This is a genomic window from Campylobacter concisus (genome assembly GCF_015229965.1).
GTDB lineage: Bacteria > Campylobacterota > Campylobacteria > Campylobacterales > Campylobacteraceae > Campylobacter_A > Campylobacter_A concisus_BD.
Genome location: NZ_JAAKZB010000011.1, coordinates 38,912 through 65,478 on the forward strand (window position 1 = coordinate 38,912; position 26,567 = coordinate 65,478).

Annotated in this window: 24 protein-coding genes; 19 read left to right on the plus strand and 5 right to left on the minus strand. The window is 40.7% G+C overall.

Annotated features, from left to right (window positions below):
- The first annotated feature begins 277 nt into the window (after positions 1-277).
- The 15 genes from G6W43_RS06110 (at position 278) to G6W43_RS06180 (ending at position 14,837) form a co-directional block, all read left to right on the plus strand.
- On the plus strand, positions 278-967 hold the full coding sequence (locus G6W43_RS06110) for a response regulator transcription factor (protein WP_103568661.1): 690 nt from the start codon (positions 278-280) through the stop codon (positions 965-967).
- On the plus strand, positions 957-2,384 hold the full coding sequence (locus G6W43_RS06115; RefSeq protein WP_194169368.1) for a c-type heme family protein: 1,428 nt from the start codon (positions 957-959) through the stop codon (positions 2,382-2,384). Before G6W43_RS06110 ends, G6W43_RS06115 begins: the two co-directional genes overlap by 11 nt.
- A gap of 95 nt (positions 2,385-2,479) precedes the next feature.
- Entirely contained in the window at positions 2,480-4,546 is a 2,067-nt protein-coding gene (locus G6W43_RS06120; RefSeq protein ID WP_009295151.1) for a cytochrome c, read from the plus strand.
- A 44-nt stretch (positions 4,547-4,590) separates the two neighbouring features.
- A complete protein-coding gene (locus G6W43_RS06125) occupies positions 4,591-5,349 on the plus strand; it encodes an FKBP-type peptidyl-prolyl cis-trans isomerase (protein ID WP_107848015.1) in 759 nt (252 codons plus the stop codon).
- A 19-nt stretch (positions 5,350-5,368) separates the two neighbouring features.
- Entirely contained in the window at positions 5,369-6,040 is a 672-nt protein-coding gene (locus G6W43_RS06130) for a 4Fe-4S dicluster domain-containing protein (RefSeq protein ID WP_180999507.1), read from the plus strand.
- Position 6,041: 1 nt separating this feature from the next.
- On the plus strand, positions 6,042-6,971 hold the full coding sequence (gene nrfD, locus G6W43_RS06135) for an NrfD/PsrC family molybdoenzyme membrane anchor subunit (RefSeq protein WP_103617803.1): 930 nt from the start codon (positions 6,042-6,044) through the stop codon (positions 6,969-6,971).
- Positions 6,972-6,987: 16 nt separating this feature from the next.
- Positions 6,988-9,606, plus strand: a complete 2,619-nt coding sequence (gene ccsA, locus G6W43_RS06140; RefSeq protein WP_194169369.1) for a cytochrome c biogenesis protein — start codon at positions 6,988-6,990, stop codon at positions 9,604-9,606.
- An 8-nt stretch (positions 9,607-9,614) separates the two neighbouring features.
- Positions 9,615-10,436 carry an SEL1-like repeat protein gene (locus tag G6W43_RS06145; RefSeq protein WP_149712372.1) on the plus strand — a complete coding sequence of 274 codons (822 nt, stop codon included), beginning with the start codon at positions 9,615-9,617 and terminating at the stop codon, positions 10,434-10,436.
- Positions 10,436-10,975, plus strand: coding sequence for a hypothetical protein (locus G6W43_RS06150; RefSeq protein WP_194169376.1), 540 nt, complete (start codon positions 10,436-10,438; stop codon positions 10,973-10,975). Before G6W43_RS06145 ends, G6W43_RS06150 begins: the two co-directional genes overlap by 1 nt.
- Positions 10,972-11,430 carry a nitrous oxide reductase accessory protein NosL gene (locus G6W43_RS06155; RefSeq protein WP_103617799.1) on the plus strand — a complete coding sequence of 153 codons (459 nt, stop codon included), beginning with the start codon at positions 10,972-10,974 and terminating at the stop codon, positions 11,428-11,430. Before G6W43_RS06150 ends, G6W43_RS06155 begins: the two co-directional genes overlap by 4 nt.
- A 1-nt stretch (position 11,431) precedes the next feature.
- The gene (locus tag G6W43_RS06160) at positions 11,432-11,617 is read left to right on the plus strand and encodes a hypothetical protein (protein ID WP_021092472.1); all 186 of its coding nucleotides are present in this window, start codon (positions 11,432-11,434) and stop codon (positions 11,615-11,617) included.
- Positions 11,607-12,716 carry an ABC transporter permease gene (locus G6W43_RS06165; RefSeq protein WP_194169370.1) on the plus strand — a complete coding sequence of 370 codons (1,110 nt, stop codon included), beginning with the start codon at positions 11,607-11,609 and terminating at the stop codon, positions 12,714-12,716. The genes G6W43_RS06160 and G6W43_RS06165 overlap by 11 nt, the downstream gene beginning before the upstream one ends.
- A complete protein-coding gene (locus tag G6W43_RS06170; RefSeq protein ID WP_103617797.1) occupies positions 12,713-13,381 on the plus strand; it encodes an ABC transporter ATP-binding protein in 669 nt (222 codons plus the stop codon). Before G6W43_RS06165 ends, G6W43_RS06170 begins: the two co-directional genes overlap by 4 nt.
- Positions 13,378-14,331, plus strand: coding sequence for a hypothetical protein (locus G6W43_RS06175; RefSeq protein ID WP_103617796.1), 954 nt, complete (start codon positions 13,378-13,380; stop codon positions 14,329-14,331). Before G6W43_RS06170 ends, G6W43_RS06175 begins: the two co-directional genes overlap by 4 nt.
- Positions 14,328-14,837, plus strand: coding sequence for a hypothetical protein (locus G6W43_RS06180; RefSeq protein WP_103617795.1), 510 nt, complete (start codon positions 14,328-14,330; stop codon positions 14,835-14,837). The genes G6W43_RS06175 and G6W43_RS06180 overlap by 4 nt, the downstream gene beginning before the upstream one ends.
- 49 nt (positions 14,838-14,886) lie before the next feature.
- On the opposite strand, the gene G6W43_RS06185 is transcribed toward G6W43_RS06180, so the two are convergent.
- The 5 genes from G6W43_RS06185 to rsmA are packed head-to-tail and all read right to left on the minus strand — an operon-like array spanning position 14,887 to position 20,376.
- The gene (locus tag G6W43_RS06185) at positions 14,887-15,618 is read right to left on the minus strand and encodes a tetratricopeptide repeat protein (protein WP_103649923.1); all 732 of its coding nucleotides are present in this window, start codon (positions 15,616-15,618) and stop codon (positions 14,887-14,889) included.
- A gap of 58 nt (positions 15,619-15,676) precedes the next feature.
- Entirely contained in the window at positions 15,677-16,450 is a 774-nt protein-coding gene (locus G6W43_RS06190) for a pseudouridine synthase (protein WP_194169371.1), read from the minus strand.
- Between the two features lies 1 nt (position 16,451).
- Positions 16,452-17,405 carry a KpsF/GutQ family sugar-phosphate isomerase gene (locus G6W43_RS06195; RefSeq protein ID WP_194169372.1) on the minus strand — a complete coding sequence of 318 codons (954 nt, stop codon included), beginning with the start codon at positions 17,403-17,405 and terminating at the stop codon, positions 16,452-16,454.
- A 9-nt stretch (positions 17,406-17,414) separates the two neighbouring features.
- Complete coding sequence (locus G6W43_RS06200; protein ID WP_196783741.1) at positions 17,415-19,568, minus strand: ribonuclease J; 2,154 nt, start codon at positions 19,566-19,568, stop codon at positions 17,415-17,417.
- Complete coding sequence (gene rsmA, locus G6W43_RS06205) at positions 19,534-20,376, minus strand: 16S rRNA (adenine(1518)-N(6)/adenine(1519)-N(6))-dimethyltransferase RsmA (protein ID WP_194169377.1); 843 nt, start codon at positions 20,374-20,376, stop codon at positions 19,534-19,536. The genes G6W43_RS06200 and rsmA overlap by 35 nt, the downstream gene beginning before the upstream one ends.
- A gap of 106 nt (positions 20,377-20,482) precedes the next feature.
- Between rsmA and G6W43_RS06210 the strand changes: the two genes are divergently transcribed.
- Genes G6W43_RS06210 through rlmN form a run of 4 tightly spaced genes read left to right on the plus strand, consistent with a single transcriptional unit; the run spans position 20,483 to position 26,341 of the window.
- The gene (locus tag G6W43_RS06210; RefSeq protein ID WP_194169373.1) at positions 20,483-23,761 is read left to right on the plus strand and encodes a DEAD/DEAH box helicase; all 3,279 of its coding nucleotides are present in this window, start codon (positions 20,483-20,485) and stop codon (positions 23,759-23,761) included.
- Positions 23,762-23,763: 2 nt separating this feature from the next.
- A complete protein-coding gene (gene hisF / locus G6W43_RS06215) occupies positions 23,764-24,519 on the plus strand; it encodes an imidazole glycerol phosphate synthase subunit HisF (protein WP_194169374.1) in 756 nt (251 codons plus the stop codon).
- On the plus strand, positions 24,519-25,199 hold the full coding sequence (locus tag G6W43_RS06220; RefSeq protein ID WP_194169379.1) for a purine-nucleoside phosphorylase: 681 nt from the start codon (positions 24,519-24,521) through the stop codon (positions 25,197-25,199). The genes hisF and G6W43_RS06220 overlap by 1 nt, the downstream gene beginning before the upstream one ends.
- Positions 25,196-26,341, plus strand: a complete 1,146-nt coding sequence (gene rlmN / locus G6W43_RS06225; protein ID WP_194169375.1) for a 23S rRNA (adenine(2503)-C(2))-methyltransferase RlmN — start codon at positions 25,196-25,198, stop codon at positions 26,339-26,341. Before G6W43_RS06220 ends, rlmN begins: the two co-directional genes overlap by 4 nt.
- Positions 26,342-26,567 lie beyond the last annotated feature (226 nt).

The window sequence follows — 26,567 nt, forward strand, 5'->3', positions numbered from 1 at the left end:
AATTTCAAAACAAAACTCAAAAAGCATGGATGAAATTTCAGTCGCAGCCGCTCATCTTTCAAAGATGACTGACAACCTAAACACTAGCCTTTCAAAATTTAGAACCTGATAAATTTAGCCAAATCTTTGGCTAAATTTAACTTTATCTTTTAACTTTATCACTTAAGTAGCGAGCTGATTTTTTACTTTAATCTTACGATCATTATGTAAATTTATGAAATGATTTTTATTTTGTGTTATTTAAGTCGGCATTTTGGCTTAAGAGATGAGATGACGTATGCAAGAGTATGATATTTTAGATGTTTTATCAAACAAAAAGGTCCTTTGCCTAGAGGATGAAGAGGCGATTTTGCGAAATATCTGCGCCTCGCTGGAGCTCTTTTTTGCAGAGGTTAAAGGCGTAACGGATGGCTTTGATGCGCTTGAGCTTGCAATGAGTGGGGCGTATGACGTGCTAGTGCTTGATATCAGCGTGCCAAATATCGATGGTCTTGAGATCGCTAAAAAAGTAAGAGCTATCAATCAAAAAATCCCTATCGTGATCTTATCAAGCCACGTCGAGCAAGAGTATCTGTGGCGCGCGGTTGAGCTAAAGATCACAAGATATCTTGCAAAACCATACGATAAAAAATCTTTCATCAAAGCGCTTGAAGATGTGGCTTTTGAGCTAGTTGGACGCACGCCAACTATCAGGCTAAATGACGAGCTTGAGTATGATTTTGGCAAAAAAGCGCTTTATGTAAATGGCGAAATTTCTCATCTAAGCAAGAGCGAGAGCAAGCTTTTGGAGTACTTTTTAAACAACAAAAACCAAACTATCACTTATGAGCAAATTTTTGACTACATCTGGGACTACGAGCAGCCCACAAAAGAGGCGATAAAGACGATCGTAAAAGAGCTTAGAAGAAAGCTAGGTAAAGATGTGATCAAAAATTTATACGGCGTGGGCTATCTTTGTGAGATATAAATTTCAGCTAATTGTCGGTGCTTTTATCTTTGTCTATCTGCTAGTTTCAGCACTTGTTTTAAATTTTTACAACGATCTTGCGATGAAAGACGCTAAAAAAGAGGCGTATTATGTTTTAGAGGGCATAAATTCTGTAAGAGAGTACATAGCTGGAGTTCAGCGCCCACTAATCGAGCAGTTAAAAGAGCAGGGCATCTTAAAAGAGGACTTTTTTGACGAGAGACTTCTATCATCTTCGTATATAAGCCGTGAAATTTACAACATCCAAAAGAAAAAATACAACCTTGAATTTGACTACAAGCTAGTTGCTATCGCTCCGCTAAATAAAGCTCACGAGCCAAATGAATTTGAATCGAGCGTCTTGCATGGCTTTAAAGAGAATAAATTTCAAGAATTTGTAAAGATAATAAAAGATGAAAATGGCTCACAGCTCTTTGTGGGTCTGCCTATAAAAAACCAAAGTCCAAGCTGTCTAGCCTGTCATAGCAGTGCAAATGCCCCACAACAAATGCTAGAAAAATACGGCATGGAGGGCATAGAGATCCCAGATGTGAATGAAACGGTTGCGATGATCTCTTTTAAGATCCCAATCCGCGCCATTTTTACCTACCACTTGCAAGAGGTCATCGTCATAATGGGCGCTATAACGCTTATCTTTGGGCTATTTTTGCTACTTGTTTATAAGATGCATAGGCGAGGCGAAGAGAGCAAAAAGCAGACTGAGCAGCTGATGATACATCAAAGCCGCCTAGCCTCTATGGGCGAGATGATAGGCAATATCTCGCACCAGTGGAAGCAGCCGCTAGCGCAGATAAGCTCATCTTTGATAAATTTAGAACTCTATCAAGAGCGAAAAAAGCTTGATGAGGCGAAAATTTATGAATTTATAGAAGAGACTAGCAAGCAGATAAATTTCATGTCAGAAACCGTTGATGACTTTAAAAATTTCTTTAGTCCAAATACTTTGAGAAAAGAGTTTAAAGTGCTTGAAGTAATAAATCAAACGATAAAAATTTTAAACGCAACTCTTAAAAAGTATCAGATCGAAGTGCAGTTAGACGTGAGAGAAAATTTTGAGGTATTTGCAAATTTTAATGAGATAATCCAAATTTTAATAAACATCATAAACAACGCAAAAGACGCATTTAAGCAAAGCTACACAAAGCCAAGAGTGATAAAGATAAGCGCCTTTTTAAAAGATGATCGCAAGAATTTATGCGTGCAAAATAACGCAGGAGCGATAAAAAATTCATTTTTAAAGGTCATCTTTGAGCCACACTTTAGCACAAAAGAGAGCGGTAGCGGGCTTGGGCTATATATGAGCCGCCTTATCGCTCGCAAAAACAACGCCCTAATCTTTGCTAAAAATGTGGATGAAAACCACGTTGCATTTACAATTAGTTTCGAAAATTTATAATTTGTTAATTTTCCCCCTTTTCTGCCCTTTTTTGGTGTTAAGATTATCAGTATGAAATCATTTTGATTTTAGGATAAAAATTCAAAGGAGGAGACGTGAGAAACTTACACAAAGCCTTAGCAGGCTTACTCATGGGTGTTAGTATCTTTGCTTCACAAGCCTGTTGCGAAGAGCATAATATGCAGATGTCCGATAAAGCACGTGATGTTATCGCAAATCCTAAAGGCACACTGCAAAGTAGAGGTGTTGTCTCCTTGCAAGACTACGTCGTAGAAGAGCAAGAGATGTATAACTGGCTATTTAAAAACCACCCTATTTTTACAAAGTATGGTGGCAAAACCGTCGGCAAAATGGTCGTTCATGACCGTGGCTTAGAGTGGCTTGCCGAGGGACATGGCTTTGATATGTCAAAGCTTAGTAAAAGAGATGGTGGTAAGGGCTATAGCTCTATGATGTATAGAATTCCAGCCACCTCATCGCTTCAGTTTCCTAATAAATTTGTAGGACCAGAAAAGTGCGGTGAGTGTCACCCAGCTCAGTATGAGGTCTGGAGCAGATCTCGCCACGCAACTACTATGCGCTTCCCTGGCGAGCACCCAGAGGTCAATAACAACCTAACTGAGCCAGTATTTGACAAAGATACAGCGTCTATCCTTCCAAAAGGTATCACTCCAGATGTCATCTATGCAACCGTTGGTCACTTAAGAACCAAGATGGGCTACGTCGATGCATGGCTACTTCGTGGTACTTACTACGTTGAGGGTGGTTTGCTAAGAGATGGCACAGGTCAGATCGTAGCTGGCGGTAACCAATGGCAAAGAACATGGGCGTTAAATTTAGACGACGCAACTGTTAAAAAGATAAAAGAGCTCGTCCCAGAATTTCCTGGCACTCTTGAAGAGTATGGCGATAATGGCGGATACGTACGTGGTCTTGCCTCATACGCTGCAAAACATAAAAAGTCGATGTTTTTCCAAGCAAACTCATCATATTGTGAGGTTTGCCACCCAGTTAAATTTGACTTTAAGTCAAAAGCAGAATTTTACGCAGCACTTGGTAACGCCAAAGAGCTTCAAAAACACACTATCTCAAAAGGCGTAAGCTGTGAGGAGTGCCACGGAGCTGGCGGTCACCTTGATGGAGCTACAAATTTTAGAACATCAAACTGCGAACGCTGTCACCAAAGATTTAACTTTAGCCCAGATCTAATGCGAGCTAACCCACTTAATAACGGCAAGCTTGATCTCTCACTAAGCTCTAAATTTAAATCAATGGGACCAGGATGCGGCTCAGAAGGCTCACAATCATACTTTACCGCTCACTACGATAAAGGCATGAGATGCGTCACTTGCCACGATCCACACGACAACACAGGTAACGTTGTAGGTGATAAGAGCGTAACTGGTATGAACTATAACCCAGATCAAGGCTATCTAAGTGCATTCTACACTAAACCAAAGATCAAAAAAGATTGTAAAGATTGTCACGAAACTCAAGCATATATCGCATCAAAAGCAGATACACACAAAAACAACACTTGTGCATCTTGCCACATGCCATTTATGATGAGTTGTGAGAATTTCTACGCTGTTCAGTTCCAAGACAACGCTGGCTTTGATACTCAAAGACGCTCTCACATCTGGAAGATCATGGTCGATCCAAAAGAGAAATCTCTTGTCCCAGGCGACGCTGCTAAAGGTCCAAGAGATGCTAAAGATTGGCACTTTGAGAGAGATAAAAATGGTCACAACTATGTTGATTTGATGTGGGCATGCGCTAGAACATCTTGGGCTGATAAAGACATGAAAGATAATAAAGGCTGCCATAGCCCAGTGCTATCTGAGCTAAAACCAACACTTCATTTTAAAAACCAAAAACAAGTTTATGATGAGGTTATGGGATGGCAAACTCCAGTTAAAAATGAATTCTCAGAGGTCAAAATAGGCATCGAGGGAATTTACTCACTACTAGAGACTAAAAAGCTAGATCCAAGTGATAAAGCAAGAGTTTATGAGCTTGTCCAAAACGCTCAAGAGATCATCGATATGGTCGAAAAAGATGGTTCGTGGGGTATGCACGGATTTAAATTTACTAAACAAAGACTAGATGCATCTAAAGAGTATATAAAAGAAGCTCAGAGAATTCTAAACAAAAATTTATAGCATTTAGGGGCTAGTTTTAGCCCCTTTAATCTTAAGGGTTTGAAATGAAAAATGCGTTTTTAAAATGTTCGCTACTTCTTAGCCTAAGCGTGGCTAGCCTCTTAGCAAATGTCGATACAAACGACTCTTATGCCATAGGCGCAACAAGTGGCGGATATGTTTTAAAAGGACTGCTAGATCAAAAACAACTAGGTGTTGGCTATGACGCTGATGCAGTGATAAAAGGCTTTAGCGATGCGCTAAAGAGCGAGCTAAAACTAAGTGATGATGAGATAGCAAAGCTACTAAACAAAAGAGCTGAAAGCTTAGAGAAGATAGTAAAAGAAAAAGAGGCTGCCAAGCTAAAAGAGAATTTAGCCCAAGGCAAAGCCTATATGGAAAAAAATGCAAAAAACAAAAATGTAAAAACAACAAAATCAAATTTACAATATGAGATCATAAAAAGTAGCTCAAAAGGGGCTACACCAAAGCCTGAGAGCATCATCATAGTAAATTATAAAGCAAGCTTTGCTGGTGGCAAGGTCTTTGACGAGACAAAAGAGGCTCCAGCTCATCTTTCGATGCTAAATTTGATCCCTGGTCTTGAAGAGGGACTTATGCTTATGAAAGAGGGCGAGAAGTTTAAATTTGTCATCCCGCCTGAGCTTGCATACGGCGATAGCGGCATGGAGGGGATACCTGGTGGCGAGACTATCGTTTTTGAGATAGAGCTTATTAAGGTCTTAAAGCCTGGCGAACTAGCTGAGGCGGCAAGAAAAATTCATGAAAAAGAGCAAAATGAGGGCATTAAAAAGCCTCATTAAGGCATAAATGGAGTTAAAAATGCAAAATCAAAATAGCAGAAGAGCCTTCTTTAAACGCATGGCAGTTGTGGCTGCTGGTGCTAGCGTGGCAAGTAGTGGTTTTGCTTTTAAGAGTGAAGAGAGTGCGAAAAAACCACATTTTGGCATGATATTTGACCAAAACAAATGCGTTGGCTGCACGGACTGCGAAGTGGCATGCAAAAAGGTAAATTTAGTCCCAAAAGGACAGATGAGACTTTTTGTAGAGGATAAGACTGATCCAAAGAATTTGCTTGATAAAAGATATGTAAGAGTATCTTGTCAGCAGTGTGAGGATGCGCCTTGTGTGGCTGTTTGCCCAACAAAAGCCTGTCACAAGGACATAAAAACTGGCATCCAGACTACAAACATAGATGACTGCATCGCCTGTAAATACTGCATCGTAGCCTGTCCTTACGACGTGAGATATATCGACAAAGTCAATCACTCAGCCCAAAGCTGTAACTTCTGCATAGATACAAATTTAAAGGATAAAAAAGATCCGGCCTGCGTCGAGGCGTGCAGATATGAGGCTTTGGTATTTGGCGATTTAAACGATGAGAGCTCGCACATTAGCCAGCTTCTAGCTGTCAAAGATAGCATAAGGCTAAGGGCAGAACTTGGCACAAAACCAAGCCTTAGATATATTCCTAAAGTAAAAGCGGGGGTGTAAGATGGATGGTGCATTAAATTTCACTGCGACATTTTCGCACGCAGTTGAGTGGGGCTGGCCGATCGCTGTTTATCTTTTGCTAGCTGGTATGAGTGGCGGAGCGCTAATAGCTGCTATAGTTCTAAAGCGCTACAAAAGGCAAGATGGCTTTAGTCCATTTTTCAAGGCTGCTTCGCTTTTGGCCTTTGTTAGCATCATGCTTGGTATGGTTTGCTTGATAGCTGACCTTGAAAAGCCACTTTTGTTTTGGAAAATTTTGATTAATTACAACTTCACATCGGTTATGTCTATCGGTGTAGCCGCGCTTTGCGTGTTTATACCGCTTAGCTTTTTGATGTGTCTATATGCTTTTAATGCGGAGTTAAAGTCATTTTGTGGCTTTTTTGATGGCGTGATGAAAATTTTATCGCCACTTTATCCGCTCTTAAGCGCGCTTTGCCTGATTTTTGCGGTTATCATTTGCGCATATACAGGCTTTTTGATCTCGGTGCTCATTAGATTTCCACTTTTAAACACCGCCGTTTTACCAGCGCTTTTCATAGCTTCAGGGCTTAGTGCTGGCATAAGTGGTAGCAGCTTGATAGCGGCACTATTTTTCAAAGAAGATCCACACTCAAGCGACCTTAGCTCGCTTCATGGCGTGGAGTTTTACGTATTATGCGCTGAAATTTTACTCATTTTAATGCTTTTTGTCTCACTTTTGCTTGGCTCAAGCTATCAGCAAGAAGCAGCAGTTGCATTTTATAGTGGCGTTTGGGCTAAATTCTTTTGGCTTGGGGTTGTTTTAGTTGGCTTTGTCTTGCCTCTTGTTTTAAATTTCGCGCTTGGCAAGATGAAATTTAGCTTCTACCTTGGCTCGTTTGCAGCAGTCGTTGGCGTTTTATTGCTTAGGGTTTTTATACTTTATGCAGGACAGACTTATAGCATTTAAGGCTTAAGGGCAGGTGATGAAAATTTTAAACATTTATCGCTTGTCTTTAATATTATTATTTATCCTTGCTTTTGGTGCAGGGGTGGCGACCTTTTTGGAAAATTTTTATGACACACAGACGGCTAGAGTGCTTGTTTATGAAGCGCTCTGGTACGAGTGCGTCATGGCAGCTTGTGCTATTTGTTTAGCCATTAGCATCGTAAAAACCAAGATGTATAAGAAATTTGGCGCATTTTTGATACATCTTGCTTTTATTCTGATCTTCATCGGTGCTGCTCTTACAAGATACTTTGGCGAAGAGGGCGTTATGCATCTTAGAGTAGGCGAGAGTGGCAACTCTATGCAAAGCACAAAGCCCTATTTAAGAGTGCAAATTTCAAATGAAAGCTTTGAATATCCACTAAAACTTAGCCTGCTTGGCAAAAACGACTTTGGCTTCAAAAAAGATATAAACGGCAAAGAATTTATTATAAAGATAGTTGGCTACAAAAAAGATGAGAAAAACGCTCCAGCCACGCTTAGCATAGAGGCTGGCTTTGCTGGGCAAAAGAGCAAAACCGCCAAGCTAAAAGGTGGCGCTGGATACGATCTTGAGCCAAGCATTTTGAGCTTTGATGGACAAGAGGCGAAATTTTACTTTAGCTCAAGGGCTATAAATTTACCATTTTCGCTAAGGCTTGATAAATTTATCCTAGAGCGCTACGCAGGGCTAAATAGCCCATCATCTTACACGAGCAAAGTAAGCATCGCAGGCAGCGAGCATGAAATTTCGCTAAATCACCCAATAAGCATCATGGGCTATAAAATTTTTCAGTCATCATACGATGCTGACGAGCTTGGAAGCGCCTTTGAGATCAGCTTTGATCCTGGCAAAGTGCCAACTTACATCGGATATTTTCTGCTTTGCCTTGGCTTTGTGGGAAATTTATTTAGCAAAAAGAGCCGATTTTTTAGACTTTGTAACTTCATAAAAGGCACGCAGTTTGCACTTTTAGCCCTGCTTTTGCTAAACGCCACGCCAAATTTCGCAAGCGATGAAGCCATAAATTTTAAAGCTCACGCAGATAAATTTGCCAAAATTTTAGTTCAAACTGATAGCAGGATCGCCCCAGCTAGCTCTTACACAAGGGCAGTAATAAGCAAAATTTCAACCAAAACCACACTCTTTGGGCTTAGTAGCGATGAGCTGATGCTCTCTTTTGCCATCTCGCCACAAGAGTGGATGGATAAAAGGATGGTAAAGATCACGAGTGAGCGCGTGGGTGAGCTTCTTGGCGTTAGTGAGAAATTTGCTAGCTTTAATGACGTTTTTAACGAAAATGGCGAGTATAAGCTGGCTAAATTTGTAGAAGCTGCCAATGAAAAATCCGCCTCAAAAAGAGATAAATTTGATAACGACGTCATTAAATTTGACGAGAGGCTAAATGTCTTATACCTTGCGCTAAAGGGCGAAATTTTAAAATTTATCCCCGCTAAAAAAGGTGAAGTGATCAAGTGGCTAGGCGTAAATGAAGCCTTTAGCAAAGATGAAATTTCAAACGAGTTTAAAAGCGTTTTAGGCGCTTACATAGAAAATTTAAGCCTTTGCGTAAAAAGTGGCGAGTGCGCGAGCGCCAATAAATGCTTGGAGCAAATTTCAAACTATCAAAGAAGCACTCTAGGCTCTCTTGCGCCAAGCGAGGCAAAGGTGGAGCTTGAAGTGCTTTATAACCAAATGGAGATATTTAAATTTCTTATCTATTTTTACATGATCCTAGCTCTTGCTTCGCTCGCTCTTGGCTTTTATAGGCTATTTTTTGGGAGGAAATTTAGATTTGAAAGAGCGCTTAGCCTTGCATTTTTCACTGCCTTTGCGGTGCATGCTCTAAATTTAGCCCTACGCGCTTACATCTCAGGTCACGCACCTTGGAGCGATGCTTATGAGAGTTTAGTCTATATCTCGCTTATAAGCGTGCTAGCTGGAGTGCTATTTTTCAAGCATCAAAGCTTCGCACTAGGCGCTGCTTCGCTCTTTGCAAGTGTTAGCTTGCTGGTAGCTCATCTAAATTTTATAAACCCACAGATAACAAATTTGGTCCCAGTTTTAAAGTCATTTTGGCTTAGCGTGCATGTAAGCGTCATCACCGCAAGCTACGGCTTTTTGGGCTTTGGCTTTGTGCTAGGTCTTGTGGGACTTATATTAATGGCTCTAAAAAATGACAAAAATGAGCAAAAGCTTAGCGAGCAGATAAGATACCTAGCCGCCACCGACGAGCTAAGCCTCATCATAGGTCTTAGCTTGCTAACTATCGGGAATTTCTTAGGTGGCGTCTGGGCAAATGAGAGCTGGGGCAGATACTGGGGCTGGGACAGCAAAGAGAGCTGGTCATACATCACGATCATCGTCTATGCCATAGTGCTTCATCTAAGGTTTATACCAAAGCTAAAGGGCGTTTTTACCTTTTTAACAGCTAGCGTGCTATCATTTGCTTCGGTGCTTTTTACATATTTTGGAGTAAATTTCTACCTTAGCGGACTTCACTCATACGCAAATGGTGAGAGCTTTGGCGTTTCTGGGCTGATATACTTGATCTTAGCAGCTCTTGCCTTGCTGATCGCCCTAGCCTACCGCGGTAGAGATATAAAAGTAGTTTAGGAGATATGATGAAGAGTTTGGTTTTATTGGCTGCTAGTTTGTGCGTTTTAAATGCTGGCTACATCAAAGAGGCTTTAAGTGCAAAAGATGATCACAACAAACTAGCGCAAATTTATGAAGATGCTTGTGACAAAGAGAAAAAGGCATCAGGTTGCTACAACTTAGCTGTGCTTTACAGCAGGGGTGATGGCAACGTCAAAAAGGATGAGGCAAAGGCGGCTATGCTTTATGAAAAGGCTTGCGATCAAAATTTCGCTATGGCTTGCAGCAACCTTGGCTACGTCTATGAAAAGGGCAAAGGCGTAGAAAAAGACCTAGCAAAAGCAGCTAAATTTTATGAAAAAGCATGTAGCGACAACGAGGGCTGCACGGAGCTTGGCTTGCTTTATGCAAACGGCACCGGCGTGGAAAAAGACCTAAAAAAAGCAAAAGAGCTTTATGAAAAGGCCTGCAAAGCAGGCGATGGCATGGGATGTAGCAACCTTGGCTACCTATACGCTCAGGGCGAAGGCGTCGAGAAAGACTACGCAAAAGCTAAAGCAAACTACGAGATGGCTTGTGCGAACGAAGCTGGCATAGGATGTGACAACCTTGGCTTTTTATATGTCTATGCCCAAGGCGTCGATCAAAATTTAACAAAAGCGACAAAACTTTACGAGCAAGCGTGCAAATACGCCTATGAAAAAGGCTGCAACAACTACGCTATCATGCTAGCTGAAGGCAAAGGCGTGAAAGAAGATGTGGAAAAAGCACGTGAAATTTTCACTAAAAGCTGTAAAAATGGCCTAAAAGAGGCGTGTGAGAATTTAGAAATTTTAGGAAAGAATTGATGAGTTTTAAAAACTGGGGCAATAAAGAGGCAAGCCTAGAGGCGCTTTATCTGCTAGATAGTGTCTTTTTAGAGCCAGATGAAGAGTATCTACGGCTCATTTCTAAAAAAGAGGATAAAAATATCCTAAGATACGTGGTAGATAACGGGCAGGGCGATCTACTCGACGTTATATTTACGCGTGAGACGGTGCTGGTTAGAGGGTTTGACCATGAAAATGAGCTAAATGCGCTTAGCATGGCAGATAAAAGCGTGATAGAGCAAATTTATAGTGGCGAGGCTGCTAAATTTCGCTCTTACTTCTTGTCAGATGAGATAGAGCAGACGACCTTTTTTATCTGGTATGACGGGGCGGAGCATCAAAATTTAGTCGGTGGCAATAACGGCGGACGCTGGCTGCTTGGATATGCCTTTGATGATTTTGCGAAATTTAGCGAGTTTGTAAAGGGCTACTACGAGATAGACTTTGATGATGAGATCTTAAAAAAGCTCTATGAAAAGGGCGAGTTAGAAAAAGAGAAACTAAAGGAGATAAGATGAAATTTATAGCTTTGTTGCTTAGTGCGGTTTTTGCCTTGTGGGCTGGAAATTTAACGAGTGAGGCAAACATAAATGCCTATAAAGGGGCAAAAGAGCGCATCGAGCTACCAAAGGATGCAAGATGTGCAGTGTGTGGTATGCCTATAAAAAACAAGCAGTGGGCGACACTTATAAAAGCTGGTGGTAAGGATTATTACTTTGACGGTGTAAAAGATATGGCGCACTTTTACTTTGCTGATGAGGTGGCGAAAGAGGCTTACGTGAGTGATTATTACACACTTGAAAAGCTTGATGCAAAAGAGGCGTTTTACGTTCATGGCTCAAACGTTTTTGGACCAATGGGCGAGGAGTTTATCCCGTTTAAAGACGAAGCAAAGGCAAATAGCTTTATGAAAGATCACGCTGGCAAAGGTGTCATAAAATTTGACGAGATAAAGACTTATATCGGTAAATAAAGTGAAATTTCTAGCATTTTTGGCGTTATTTTTTGGACTCTCTTACACGCTTTTAGCGGCGCACTACCTTAGCTTTGACCGCAAAGCAAAGCAAGATGAGCTAAGAGAAATTTCAAAGATAACAAGGGCAAATTTAGCTTCTAGCTTTAGCCTAAAAGAGCAAAAAGGCTTTGTCTATGATAAGTAGAAATTTCATAAACTACGCTGTGGTCCTGCTCTTTAAAGACAAAAAGGACCACCTTTTTAGCTTTTATCTATTTGCGCTCATTATCTTCGTGTTAAGCTCTGTGCTTTTCATCTCTAGCTCGATCCAGCATGATCTTATAAATTTGGTAAAAGATAGATCAAGCATCGTTGTTAGCGCCTTTCGTGCTGGTAAAAACGATCTCATGCACCCTGGCTACATCTACGACATCTCAAAGATCGATGGCGTGGCTGACGTTAGGGGCGTGGTTGATGGGGAGTATTACTTCGTGCAAAAGCGAGTTTGGTTTCATCTATATGAGGATGATAGCCTAAAAGAGGACGAGATGATCGTTGGCGAGGGCGTAAAAGCTGCTATGAACGAGCTTTACTACGATGAGAGCTTTAACTTCTTAACTGAAGAGCGCATGATACCGGTAAAAATTCTAAAAACCATGCCAAAACAAAGCGGACTTATCACAAATAATGCGATATTTTTGCATCCAAAAACTTTGCGAGCTATCTTAAATTTAAAAGACGAAGAGTACACAAAGCTCTATGTCGATGTGCCAAATAGCGAAGAGATCAGCCAAGTGGCCTTGAAAATAGAGAATTTATATCCAAACTCATTTGCCGTTAGTATAGAAGATGAGGTGGCAAACATTAGGCATCTTTACTACTATAAGGGCGGAATTTTTATGAGCATCTATGTTAGCGTTATGCTGATATTTTTCGTGCTACTTAAAAACCAAATTTCACTTGCTTATGGCAGTAAAAAGCGTGAGATAGCTATTTTGCGAAGTATCGGCTTTAGTATAAAAGAGATCATCTTTTTAAAATTTATACAAAATTTCATCGTTAGCGTTAGCGCCTTTTTGCTTGGCGTTATGTTAGCTTATCTCTTTGTGTTTGTTTTAAATGCTCCATTTTTAAAGGGGATATTTTTAGGCGACGAGCTTTTAAATTTTACAAATTTCACGCCTATTTTGGAGTTTGATAAGCTCTTTTTGATCTTTGTCTTTGGCGTCATACCATTTTTGGCGTTTGTCCTTATCCCATCGTGGCGTGTGGCGTGTGGCGACATAAATGAGGGGCTAAAATGATAAATGTAAGAGGCGTTAGCCTAGTCTATAACCAAGGCAAACAAAACGAGTTTTGCGCTCTAAAAAATATAAATTTAGACGTTAATAACGGCGAGTTAGTGATACTAAAAGGCGTTAGCGGAAGTGGTAAAAGCACACTGCTCTCGCTCATAGCCCTACTTCAAAAGCCAACTAGCGGAGAAATTTTGATAGATGGCACTAACATAGCAAAGTTGCCTGACGCATTTTGCTCTGAGTTTAGACACAAAAGGCTTGGGCTTGTCTTTCAAAATTTTAACCTCATTGAGGGTTTAAGCGTCTATGAAAATTTGTTAGCTCCGTTTGCTCTAACAAATTTCAAAGCAAACGTGCGTGAAGAGATGATAAAAAAGGCTCTAAACCTCGCAAATATCTCTCACAAAAGAGATGAAAATGTATCAAATTTAAGCGGTGGCGAGCGCCAAAGATGTGCGGTGGCTAGGGCTTTGTCAATGGGTGCTGATATCATTTTGGCTGATGAGCCAACGGCAAATTTAGATAGGCAAAATTCGCGTGCATTTTTAGGTCTACTCGAGTCATTTAAAGCGCTTAAAAAAAGCGTCATAGTCGCCACTCACGATAGCATTTTTGACGAGCTAAGCGCCACAGATAGGGTGGTTAGCTTGCAAAACGGAGAGATAGTATGAGCGTATTTTTATCAAACGCCGTTATCGCCTTTTTGTTAGCGGAGTTTGTGCTGTTAGTTTTGATGGGTATTTCGCTATTTTATGTCGTTAGGATCGTAAGATCATGGGACTATAACGCGCTAACATCGCTTCAATACTCACTTGAAAAGCAAAACTACCTTGTAAATACGATCTTGCTCTTTAGTGTCTGCACAAAGATCGTTTTGTTTATATTTTTCGCACTTTGTCTAAACGAGCTCTCTGACATCGTGCCAGGGGCTATGTGCTCAGCTGGCGTGATTGGCTCAAATAAATTTGGCGGCATCTTGATGCTCACTAAAATTTTGCTGATCTTTGGGCTTGGTATCTGGCTGGTTATAAATAAACTCGACTTACAGGCTCTAAATTTCCCATATCTAAAGAAAAAATATGCCATTTTCATCTGCCTTTTTGTGATGATACTGCTCGAGCTTGGCATAGAAATTTCGTTTTTTTATAACATCCCGCTAAAAGTGCCAGTCTTTTGCTGCTCTGTCACTTTTCAAGCTCCAAAGCTCCCTTTTGGCTATACAAATTTTGGCTTAGTGAGCGTATTTTTCGTGCTATTTTTTGTCATTTTGGTGCTAAATTTCTTAAAGCAAAGCATGGCAAGCTTTGTGGCAAATTTGCTATTTTTAGTGCTTAGCTACTACGCTATCACCTACTTTTTTGGTCTTTACGTTTATGAGCAGCCAAATCACAAGTGCCCATACTGCATGCTAAGAAGCGACTATTTTTACGTTGGCTACCTTATCTGGGGCAGTTTGTTTTTGGGTGTTTTTTACGGCCTTATGCCATATCTTGTGGAGATCATCACAAAGACAAACTACTCGCACAAGCTCAAATTTTCATCGATCTGGCTGAGTGTTTGCGTGCTGATCTGCTCGCTTTACGTGCTCAAATACTATTTATTAAGAGGATTTTTATTTTGATAAAGCAAATTTTTTCTCTTTGTTTGTTGGCTCTAGTCTTAGCTGTGCTAGCCTATAATGCCGACATAAGCGATGATAAAATTTTAGTCCTAAATAACGGCAAGTCTGAGCCCATAGAGCAGCTTACGCCAAATAAATTTATATGTTATGAGAGTAGAACGCTCATCGCTGATAACAACGACACAGCTCAGGCGATCATGTCAAATGGCGACATCTACTTCTTTAACGACATCACAAATTCTTTCATCTGGTATATGGCGCAAAAGAGCAAAGATAAGATCAAGCTATATGTCTATTCAAGAGATACAAACCGCTACATCCCAGCACAAAATGCCTGGTACTCGAGGGTCGATATAACTCCCATGGGATACGGCATAGGGGCGTATGAGTTTCACACGTATGGCATAAACGACAACTACTTTAAAGAGGTCTTGCTCTACGCAGCACGCGGCGAAACGCTGCTAAATCCATACATAAACATCCTACTTTCAGAAAATAAGATATAAATTTAGAGAAGCTCTAAATTTGTTAGAGCTCGCTAAGTTGTTTTTGGTATTAAAAGCCTCTTTCGTTTAGTTTTTTATAGGCATCGCATCCTTGTTGAAGCCCCAAATCACATGCTTTACCAAAATACTCTTTTGCAGTGTGGTAGTCTTGTTTTATGCCTTGACCATTTTCATATAAAATTCCTAGATTATAACAGCTCATATCATCTCTACTATCACAACCTTTTTGCCATAACTGAGCCGCCTTATAATAGTCTTGTTTTACACCTTGACCTTTATTATATAAAGTCCCTAAGTTGTAACAACTCATGCTAAATTTGTCGCCGCAACCTTTTTGCCATAATTGAGCTGCTTTATAATAGTCTTTCTCTACGCCTTGACCGTTTTCGTATAAAAGTCCTAAATTAGAGCAACTATCATTAACTCCATCATCACAGGCTTGTTTGTATAGTTTGGCAGCTTTGGTATAGTCTTGCTCTACTCCTTGTCCTCTTTCATAAAGAACGCCTAGATTATGGCAACCAGTAGTATCTCCACTATCACAAGTGTGTTTATATAAGGCGGCTGCTTTATTATAGTTCTGTGCCACACCTTGACCGTTTTCAAATAAAGTTCCTAAATTAGTGCAACTATCAATATTCCCACCATCACAACTTTTTTGCCATTGCTTGGCGGCTTTATCAAACTCGCCCTTGTCGTAAGCTTCAAGCCCAAGCTCGAAAAGATCTTTAGAGAAGCCAGTAGTTAGTAAGATCACGGATAAAAGAACAATCTTTTTCATTTCTCTTTCATAATTTATAAATTTAGCTTGTCTCTTTGTTATAGAAACAAGCCTAATGTTAGTATCTAATGTTATTGACTTTCAAAAAGTCTCTTAAGTCTTCGTATTCGCTATTTTCGAAGTAGCGCCATTTACCAGGCTTTAGCATATCAAGGCTAACACGCCCAAAGCTAACACGTTTTAGATCCATCACTTCAAGGTCAAAGTAGCCAAAGAAGCGGCGTAGCTCTCTGTTTTGACCCTCGTTGATGATGACCTTTAGTTTTGTATAGCCGCCGCTTGAGCCAAAGACTTTATAGGCTAGAAATGGCTTAAATTCCATTGATTTTATAGTGGTTTTTGCGTGCGCGCCTTTGGTGGCGTCCTTGGCGAAAAAGCCATTTGTCATCGCCTCTATCACCTCTTTTGTCACTTCGCCTTTTACTTTTAGGTAGTATTCGCGCTCTAAGTCGCTATTCATGAGTGCTGTGGCGATCGCTGGAGCGTCAGTTAGTAAAAGTAGCCCATCGCTTGCGTAGTCTAGGCGTCCCACGCTAACAAATTTTGCAAATTTCTTATCTAACGTGTCGTAGATCGTCTTTCGTCCGCGGTCATCTTTTTTGCTAACTAGCTCGCCCTTTTGTTTGTGATAAACGATAACGGTAAATTCCTTTTTTAGCTTTATCAAACGGCCATTTATACGCACTTTGTCATCTTCATCCACGCTTGTGGCAAGGTCGCTAACCACACGCCCTGCTATGCTAACCTTGCCAGCTTTTATCAGCTCATCTGCCTCACGGCGTGAGTAGTTTGTGTTATGTGAGATAAATTTATTTAGTCTTGTTTTTTCCATTTTATAGTCCTAAATTTGCAAGGTCATGGATGTGTAAAACACCCACAGGCACGCCATTTTCTACGACAGCTAGAAGCTGAATTTTATACTTTTCTATTAAAGCTAACGCATCTACGGCTAACATCTCTTTGTCATTTATCTCTTTTGGATGCAGTGTTGCAAATTTCATCGCTGGCTCGTCTAAGTCAAAGTCCTCTCTCATAAGCGCGCGCCTAAGATCGCCATCACTCAAAAGAGCGTCTAGCACGCCATCTTTACCAACTATTAAAACCGTGCCAAGCTTGCCATGCGTCATCGTATCGATCGCACTTTTTAGGCTTGCATCCCAGCGAACCATCGGTAAATTTTCGCTTCTCATCACATCTTTGACCTTTAAAAATAGCCTCTTGCCAAGGCTGCCACCTGGATGAAAATTTGCAAAGTCCTCTTTTTTAAAGCCTCTCTTTTGCATCAAACAAACAGCTAACGCATCGCCAAGAGCTAACGTTAGCGTGGTTGATGCCGTTGGAGCGGCATTTAGTGGGCACGCCTCTTTTTCTACATTTATATCTATAAAAGCGTCGCTAAATTTACCAAGCGAGCTTGTCTTGCTTCTTGCCATGGCGACTATTTTTACGCCAAAGCGCTTTACGTGAGGCAAAATTTTGATAAGCTCATCGCTTTCGCCACTAAAACTAATGGCTAACAAGATGTCGTCTTTTTCTATCATGCCAAGGTCACCATGCATGGCCTCTGTCGGATGTAAGAAAAAGCTTGGCGTGCCAGTGCTTGCAAGCGTAGCAGCGATCTTTGCGCCCACATGACCGCTCTTGCCCACGCCTGTTACTATGACTTTGCCTTTTGCATTAAATATCAAATTTACGGCATCTTCTATCTCTACGCTTTTAGCGTGTCTTAAAAGCTCGTTTGCTTCTATCTCTAAGACTTCAGCAGCGATTTGGTTGGCTTTTTGCATAAATTTTCCTTACATTAGATAGATGATCGGCACGATAGTTGGGTACTTTTTGACCTTTCTAAATATGTGCTTTCTGATAACTTGACGCACTTGTGACTCGAGTAGTCTGCTATCTTTCAAAAGCTCCTCTTTGACGTTGCTTAGGTATTGCTCTAGCACGCCTTCCATCTCTTTTCTAAACTCAGCGTCTTGCTTGTCGCCCACAAGGCCGTAGCTGATGACGCGAGGCTTGTTGATGAGTTTTGCGCCGTGACGTGAAATTTGAGCGATTATCATGACGACACCTGCTTCAGCAAGGTTTTGTCTATCGATGACGACATCGTCTGAGATTTGTTTATTTATTTGATTGTCTATGAAGACTTTGCCGGTTTTTACTGTTTTTACACGTTTTAGGTACTTTTGACAAACCTCCATCTGATCGCCGTCGCTCATTAGATAGATATTTCTCTCATCCACACCACAGCTAATGGCCGTCTCTTTGTGCTTTGCGATGTGGTTGTACTCGCCATGCACTGGCAAGAAAAATTTTGGTTTTATGAGGCGAAGCATCAGCTTTTGCTCTTCTTGCGCTGCGTGGCCGCTGACGTGGATCTCGCTAAAGTCTTGGTAAGCGACGCTTGCGCCTGATTTTAGTAAGAAATTTAGCACCGTTGAGACGCTGTTTTCGTTGCCTGGGATCGCTTTTGAGCTGATGATTATCTGATCGGTCGGCTTTATCTTTATATATTTGTGCTCATCTGTCGCCATGCGGTAAAGCGCGCTCATAGTCTCGCCCTGGCTGCCAGTAGTGACGATAAGCACCTCGTCATCTTTAAATTTGCCAACCTCATTTGCATCGATAAAAATTTTCTTATCAAGCTTGATGTAGCCAAGCTCCATAGCAGTGTATAAATTTCTCTCCATTGATCTGCCGATGACACAGACTTTGCGGTTGTATTTTAGACCCCACTCGATCGCTTGATAGACGCGGTGGATATTTGAGCTAAATGTGCTCATTATGACGCGACCTTTTGCCTTTGAAAATATCGCGTCAAAGGTCTTGCCAACGCTGCTTTCGCTCTTCGTAAAGCCCTCTTTGTAGCTGTTTGTGCTATCGCTTAATAGACAAAGCACGCCACGCTCGCCATAATACGCTAGTCTGCCAAGGTCTGTTGGGTAGCCATCTATCGGCGTATGGTCGATCTTGAAGTCGCCTGTGTGGATGATCGTGCCAGCCTTTGTCGTGATCGCAAGTGCTGAGGCATCGATGATAGAGTGCGTGATGTGTATCCACTCGACCTCAAAGTCACCTATGAGATATGGTTTTCTTTTTTCGACTGATCTAAAGAGTGAGCGCTCTTGCTTTAGTCCGTGCTCTTCAAATTTATTATTTATCATGCCAAGTGGAAGCGGTGTGGCGTAGATAGGAAATTTAAACTCTTTGTAAAAATAAGGCACTGCGCCGATGTGATCCTCGTGTGCGTGAGTGATGATGACGCCTTTTATCTTATCTTTTATCTTGCGAACATAGTCAAAGTCTGGGATGAGGATATCCACGCCGTGCATGCTCTCGCTTGGAAAGCTCATGCCGATATCAACGATGATGGCGCTAGTTTCTGTCTCAAAGACCGTCATATTGCCGCCGATCTCGCCAAGACCGCCAAGTGGCGTTATGCGAATTTTATGTTCGCTTGAATTTAGATATTTTAGTGGCTCAAGTCTTAGCTCATGAGTGGCTTTGTTTGCCTCCATCGCGCTTGCGATATCTTGTTGCCACTGTTCGTTGCCATTTAGTTTTGCGGGTAAATTTTTCTTTGGCTTTTTAGCCTTTTTTGGTTTTTCTTTTTGCTCTTTTGCCTCGTTTTTAGCTTCGGCTTTTGGCTCTTGTTTTGGCTTTTCTTTTTGCTGTTTTTGCTCTTTTGGCTTATTATTTTCGCCATTTTTGTTTTGATTTTTATTGTTTCTTTGCTTTTTTGGGCGAGGATTTTGACTTTTTGGCTCGGCATGCGCTTCATTTTCAGCTTGCTCTGCTGCAAAGAAGTTATCTATCACGCTTTTGCTTGCTAGTGAGGTTTGCTCGGTAGTTTCGCCCTCTTGTTTTGGCTTATTTTTTGGTCTAAATCTTCGTCTTTTGTTGTTTTTACTTTGGTTAGTTACAACTTTCTCTTCGTTTTTGTCGTTCATTATCTTCCTTTAATCTTTCAAATACTTTTAGATAAGAATCGACATCTAGTTCGTGTGGACGTAAATTTTGAGCTAAGCTTAGGTCTTCAAAAATTTCTTCTAACGCTTTTTTGTCAAAATTTGTGGATAAATTTTTCAAAAGCGTCTTTCTTGGCGAAACAAACGCAGCTCTTAAAAATGCTTTAAAAGCCTCGTATTGTTTTGCATCTTTGAAAATCCCGTCTTTGCCGAAAATCTTTTTTGTTTTTTGTAGTTTGATGACTGAAGATGTGACCTTTGGAGGTGGATTAAAAAGCTTTGCATCCACGTCAAACAAAAGCTCGCACCTGCCTTGAAGTGAAGCGAGGATCGATAAAGCGCTAAATTCTTTATCCTTGCTCTTTGCACTAAATTTAAGAGCAACCTCTTTTTGTATCATAACGATAAGCCCAAGGCATTTTTCGTCATCTATCGCATTTAGTATCATCTTTGTAGCAACGTAATAGGGCAAATTTGCGACCAAAAAGTAGTTCTGGCTACTTAGTCCGCCCTCTTCTTGCCACTGCTCTAAAGCATCTTTACAAAAAAGTTTTAATTGTCCATTTTGGATCTCATTTGCAAATTTGACCTTTAAAATTTGAAATAGCTCACAATCTATCTCAAAAGAGGTCGTCTTGTAAATTTGCAAAAGTCTAAATGTCAAATCACCTAAGCCAGGCCCAATCTCAACGACGTTTGCTACGTCCTTGGGTATCGCTTGGATGATCTTATCTAGTGTCGCTTTGTCTTGTAAAAAATTCTGTCCAAAGTGCTTTTTTGCCTTTATCATAGCCGCGATATTAGCCAAAAATTACTTATACTATGATTACAAGTTTAGTTTAATCATATATAAAATGGACTATAATCACTAAATAACAACAAAATAAGGCGCAAATTTGAGTAGGGCAAATACCTTAAAATACTTTTTATTATCACAATATTTAGAGCCAAAAACCTTAGACGAGCCAAAAAAGACAAATAGCAAATTTAAAAAATCAATGGACCTTGAGATCGCAAATTTCGATGAGAAATTTATGCAAATTTTAAGAGCATTTGATAGGTCACTTTTAAAAAATGGTGTAGAAATTTCGATTTATGGTGGCATTTTTGAGACTGACTTACTCGCCCTTGCGATATCAAAGCTAGCAAAGGTAAAATTTGAAAAAGAGCAAATTTTAGAGGAGCTACGCTCTGAGCAAACTAGCTTTGAAAAGGCATTTTGTTATAAGCTTAAGCTCTCTGGCGATCTAGTATTTTGCAAAAATGAGCAAAGTTTTGCTTTAAAAGATGCAAATTTAGATGATGAGTTAAGTCCATTTTTTACGCCAAACTCATCAAATGAACTCTTTATCCCAACGGCTCCTTGGGCGATGGTGCGCTTAAACCACCTAAAAGAGATCAGCCAAAACGACTTTAACAAAGAGTGCGAGCACATCAAGGATAAAATTTCTATCCATAAAGAGAAAATGAGGCTTAGCGACTATGTAAAAGTGGTGCACGAGGAGCTAAAAAGCTCGCTAAAGACGCCATTTTGCAAAGATGTGATCAGGCTTGAAGTAAGGATCGCTGATCCAAATTTTAAAGAGAACGACGCCCTTTTAAATAGCTTTTTTATAGATGATATAAATTTACTTATCAAATTTTACGAGTCAGGCAGGACGCACGCGCTGACGGATCAGTTTTTAGACGAGGGTGGTGAGAATAAATTTGAGAGGATTGATGTTAGAGATGAGCTAAATCAAAGGACGGTGAGGGACTTTTTTAAGGCTGAGCGCTACCCAAGATCGGCTTTTGCGAGTGATTTTGCACTAAATTTCTCACAGCAAATGGCGCTAAATAACATCATAGAGAAATTTAAGGAAGGTAGCGGCGGGATTTATAGCGTAAATGGCGCTCCAGGCACGGGGAAAACGACACTTTTAAAGGACGTGATGGCTGAAGTGGTGACGCTTAGGGCGATGAAGCTCGCGCAAATGAGCAGGCACGATATCTTTGAGCCAGTTTATGACAGCGACGAAAAGGCGCTTTATTTTAGGCTAAATGACGAGCTACAAGGCTACGAGATGGTCGTTAGCTCTTGCAATAACGGCGCAGTTGAAATTTTGAGCAAGGAGCTAAGCCAGTTAAAGAGCATAGGGGATTATAAGGACGAGATTGATTATTTTAAATTTATAGCCACAAGGCTGCTCTCGGCTGATGAAAAGAGCAAATATGGCGAGAAATCCTTTATCTCAAAGCCAGCTTGGGGGCTTTTTTGCGTGGCGCTTGGCTCAAAGCAAAACAAGTCAAATTTTGTTTTTAACGCAATTAATGGCGTAAAGATCGAGGCTACTCACAGCCAGTATGACAAGATCACAAAAGAGTATGGTGAGTTTTTGGAGCAAGATGGCTTTTTGATGGGGCTTGGTAAGTATCTGGCAGTTGGCGAAGGCGTTGATGACTACGACGTGGCGAAAGAGAAATTTAATCTCGCACTTCACGAGGTAAATTTACTTTTTAGTGAGATCAGGATCAAAGAAGAGGAGCTAAAGAGCCTTAAAACAGAGCTAGCTGACATCGATAGAAGGCTAGAGAGCTATAACTCAGCCAAGCAGATAGAGGAGCTTTTATCTCCGCTTGAGAGCGAATTTGCTAGTGTTGGTGACGAGCTTGAAGATAAAAAGGCTGAATTTGGCGAGCTAACAAGAGTTGTTAGTCAAAATGAAGCGTTACAGGAGTATTTAAGCGCACCAGAAAAGCCGCCATTTTTTCTATTTCAGCAAATTTTTAAGACAGAGGCCTTTGAAAAGTATAATGACGAAGCGCTAAAGGTTGGCGAGATAAACCGCCAGATAGCTGAGCAAAATTTAAAAGCTAGCAAACAAAATGGCGAGAGCAAAGAGAAAAATGAGACAAGGCTAAATGAGCTAAAAAACGAGATAACAGAGCTTGAGAGCAGGGCAGCAGAGCTTGGCACTAAGATAAATCTCTACAAAAGGCTACAAAGTGACTTTGCTAGACGTCAAAAGATACTTGGCAGGAGCGAGGAGCTGGATAGCTTTTTAAACGGCAGCTTTGGCGAGAGCAACGAAGAGATGCAAAAGAGTATGCCATTTATGATGGAATTTGGCATAGATCAGAAATTTCACAAGACAAAGCTTTTTAAGGCTAGGATAGATCTTTTTAAAGAGGCGCTGAATTTGCATAAGGCTGCCATTTTTGCCTGCAAAGAGGCTGTTAGGACAAATTTACGTGCCATTAGCGTTATCTTTAACGATGAAAAGATGGCTGAGAAAAACGGCCTTGACGCAAAACATAGGCGTGAGATCATCAAGGGTTTATTTTTACTAACGCCTGTTGTTAGCTCGACTTTTGCCTCGTTTAATAACACCTTTAAAGACCTTTTAAATGGCGATATAGGCATGCTTTTGATAGATGAAGCAGGGCAGGCAAATTTAACTAACGCGTTAGGCGCACTACTTCGCTCAAAGATGGCCGTGGTGGTTGGCGACCCACTTCAACTTGAACCTGTCGTAACACTACCTGTTAGTTTAAATGACGCGATCCTTAGCTACTGCGAGGCAAAAGAGGAGTTTAACTTGCTTAGATCCTCTGTGCAACTAAGAGCAGACAAGGCGCAGAATATCGGCACATATATAAAAGGTAGCGGCGAGAGTATCTGGGTTGGCTCGCCACTGATCGTGCATAGAAGGTGCGCTAACCCTATGTTTGAGATATCAAACGAGACTACCTACGATGATATGATGATACTTGGCAGAAACGCGGCTAGTAAATTTACAAACACTAACGTGCAAACAAAGTGGATAGATGTTAGAAGCGAGGAGTGGATAGGCAACTACAACAAAGTCGAGGGCGAGGTGGTTAAAGAGCTCTTGGCAGGCGAGCTAGCTAGCCAGAAAAATAACATCAGGATAATAACGCCATTTAAAGATGTTTGTAGAAATTTAAAAGGTGCAGGCACTATCCACACTATGCAGGGTAAAGAGGCTGATGTTATCGTGTTTGTGTTAGGGGGAGCTACAAAGGGCGCTAGAGCGTGGGCTGCTAGCAAGCCAAATCTACTAAACGTGGCGCTAACAAGAGCAAAAGAGGTTATTTATATAGTTGGAAACCGAGAAAATTGGGCTAGTTTGCCATATTTTGAAGTGGCAGCTAGAAAGATAGACAAAGGATAAATTTGAATCATTTTGCAAAACGCATAATCCCGTGCCTCGACGTAAAAGATGGCAGGGTCGTAAAAGGTGTAAATTTTGTTGGACTTGTCGATGCTGGAGACCCAGTCGAGATAGCTAAAAGATACAACGACGAGGGCGCTGATGAGCTGTGCTTTTTGGATATCACAGCCTCTCACCTTGGTCGTGATACGATAGTTGATGTGGTAAAAAAGGTCGCAAGCAAGCTTTTTATACCGCTAACCGTTGGCGGTGGCATACGCACGATCGATGATATATCGCGCCTTTTAAATGCGGGCTGCGACAAGGTGAGCCTAAACTCATCGGCGATAAAATATCCAAATTTGATCGACGAAGCGGCTAAGAAATTTGGCTCGCAATGTGTTGTCGTAGCGATAGACGCTAAAAAGATCGAAAATGGTTATAGTGTTTTTATAAATGGTGGCAGGATCGATACCAAAAAAGATGCCTTTGCTTGGGCAAAAGAGGTCGAGTCGCGCGGGGCAGGGGAGATATTGCTAACGTCTATGGATAACGACGGCGTCAAGCAGGGCTTTAGTCTGGAGCTAACAAAGATCTTTAGTGCGCTTTCTATACCGACTATCGCAAGTGGTGGCGCTGGCAAGATGGAGCATTTTAAGGATGCTTTTGAGGCTGGAGCTGATGCGTGTTTAGCTGCTTCGATATTTCACTTTGGTGAGATCGAGATAAAAAAGCTAAAAGAGTATCTCAAGGCAAATGACGTTGAGGTTAGGCTTTGATGTTAGTTATCTCGGCTGGAAAAAATGAAATTTTTGACTTTGCCTTGCCGATGGGGGTGGGGCTAGTCGATATGGCGATAAATTTAACAAAGTTTTTGCAAAAAAGATCGTGCGTGGGAGCAGATGAAAAGAGCATAAATTTAAAAAATATTGATCCACACTATCTTGCAAAGATCGAGGCTAAATTTGCAAATTCATCAAACCCAGAACTGCAAAATATAAGTCAAAATTTGACAAAAAATCCCGAGCGAAATTTATATCAGATGCCAGAAAAAATAGTTTTTGTTGGCTCGGCTGGTCTTTATAAAGATGGGGAAATTTTGCAAATTTATGAAAGCTCGGTTGGGGCAAATGTTGAAATTTCTAGTATAGAAAATAGATCTTACTCGCCTATCGAGTGTGAAATTTCCTCTATCGTTTCACGTGGAACTATCAAAACAAATTCATCAAATTTCATAACGACAGACAAAAATTTGGCCCATAAAATGTTTGAAAAGGGATATTTTTTAGAAAATATGGAGTTTTTTTCTGTTCTAAAAGTAGCTCAAATTTTTAAAATTCCAGCTTATGGAATTTTCGTAGCGACAAATTTTTGTGATGAAAATGCGCATGCTGATTTTATAAAAAATCACTCTGTGGCCAAAGAGCTACTAACAAAATATGTAAAGGAAAATATGTGAAAAATTTGCTTGATCTTAGCATCGAAGAGTTAAAAGAGTTAGTCTCTCCCTCTTTTAGAGCGACGCAAATTTATGAGTGGATATACAAAAAAAATGCGACAGAATTTAGCCAAATGCTTAATTTACCAAAGGATATGCGTCAGGATCTGGCCAAGAAATTTTATCTTGATCCTCTAAAATGTGTGAAATTTGAGCAAAGTAGCGACGGCTCGATCAAGTATCTTTTCGAACTAAAAGATGGGCTAAGGATAGAGAGCGTTTTGTTGCCGATGAAAGAGGAGGTTAGCGACGAAGATGGCAAGGTGAGCCGCCATGCTCGTTACACTGTTTGTGTTAGTTCGCAGGTTGGCTGCAAAATGGGCTGTGCTTTTTGCCTAACAGCAAAGGGCGGGCTTGTTAGAAATTTGACTGCTGGCGAGATTGTAGGGCAAATTTTGTGGATAAAAAGAGAGAATAACATACCATACGAGAGGCGCATAAATGTCGTTTATATGGGTATGGGTGAGCCGCTTGATAACCTTGCTAACGTTAGTAAAGCGATCAAAATTTTAGCTCTAAATGAGGGTCTAGCTATATCGCCACGACGTCAAACCGTTTCAACTAGCGGCCTTGGCAGTCAGATAAAAAAGCTTGGCGAGATGGATCTTGGTGTCTTGCTGGCCATATCACTACATGCTGTTACTAACGAGCTTAGAAGCCGCCTGATGCCGATAAATAAGGCGTATAATATCGAGACCGTTATGGATGCTGTTAGGGGATTTCCTATCGATATGCGAAAGCGTGTGATGTTTGAATACCTTGTTATCAAAGACCTAAATGACAGCGTTAGTGACGCAAAAAAGCTGGTTAAACTGCTGCATGGTATCAAGGCAAAGGTAAATTTGATCTACTTTAACCCGCATGAGGGGAGTGAATTTGGACGGCCTGAGCTTGCTAGTATGTTAAAATTTCAAGAATATCTAAGGGATCATGGCGTCACTTGCACGATCAGACAGAGCAAAGGGCTTGATATAAGTGCGGCTTGCGGACAGCTAAAACAGCGAAATGAAAATCCTAAATTTAAAGCTAACGTTAGCGATAAGAACGCAGCTAAAGCAGAAGAAAAACCAACTAACGATAAAACTAACGTGAGTAAAAAATGACAGCTCTTGATATCGCTGAGATAATTTTTATAGTGTTGGTTGCTGGTGTTGGACTTGGGCTGATCCTAAAAGTTTTAAAAGAGGAAAATAAAACTTCAAAATAAAATCTGAAAAATTTGGCATGAAATTTTGTGAGTGGAAAACAAAAACACAAAGTTGATTGCCAAAATTTAATTCACAATGTGGCGACACTAAAAAATCTAATTCTATCTTTTAATGGAAATTC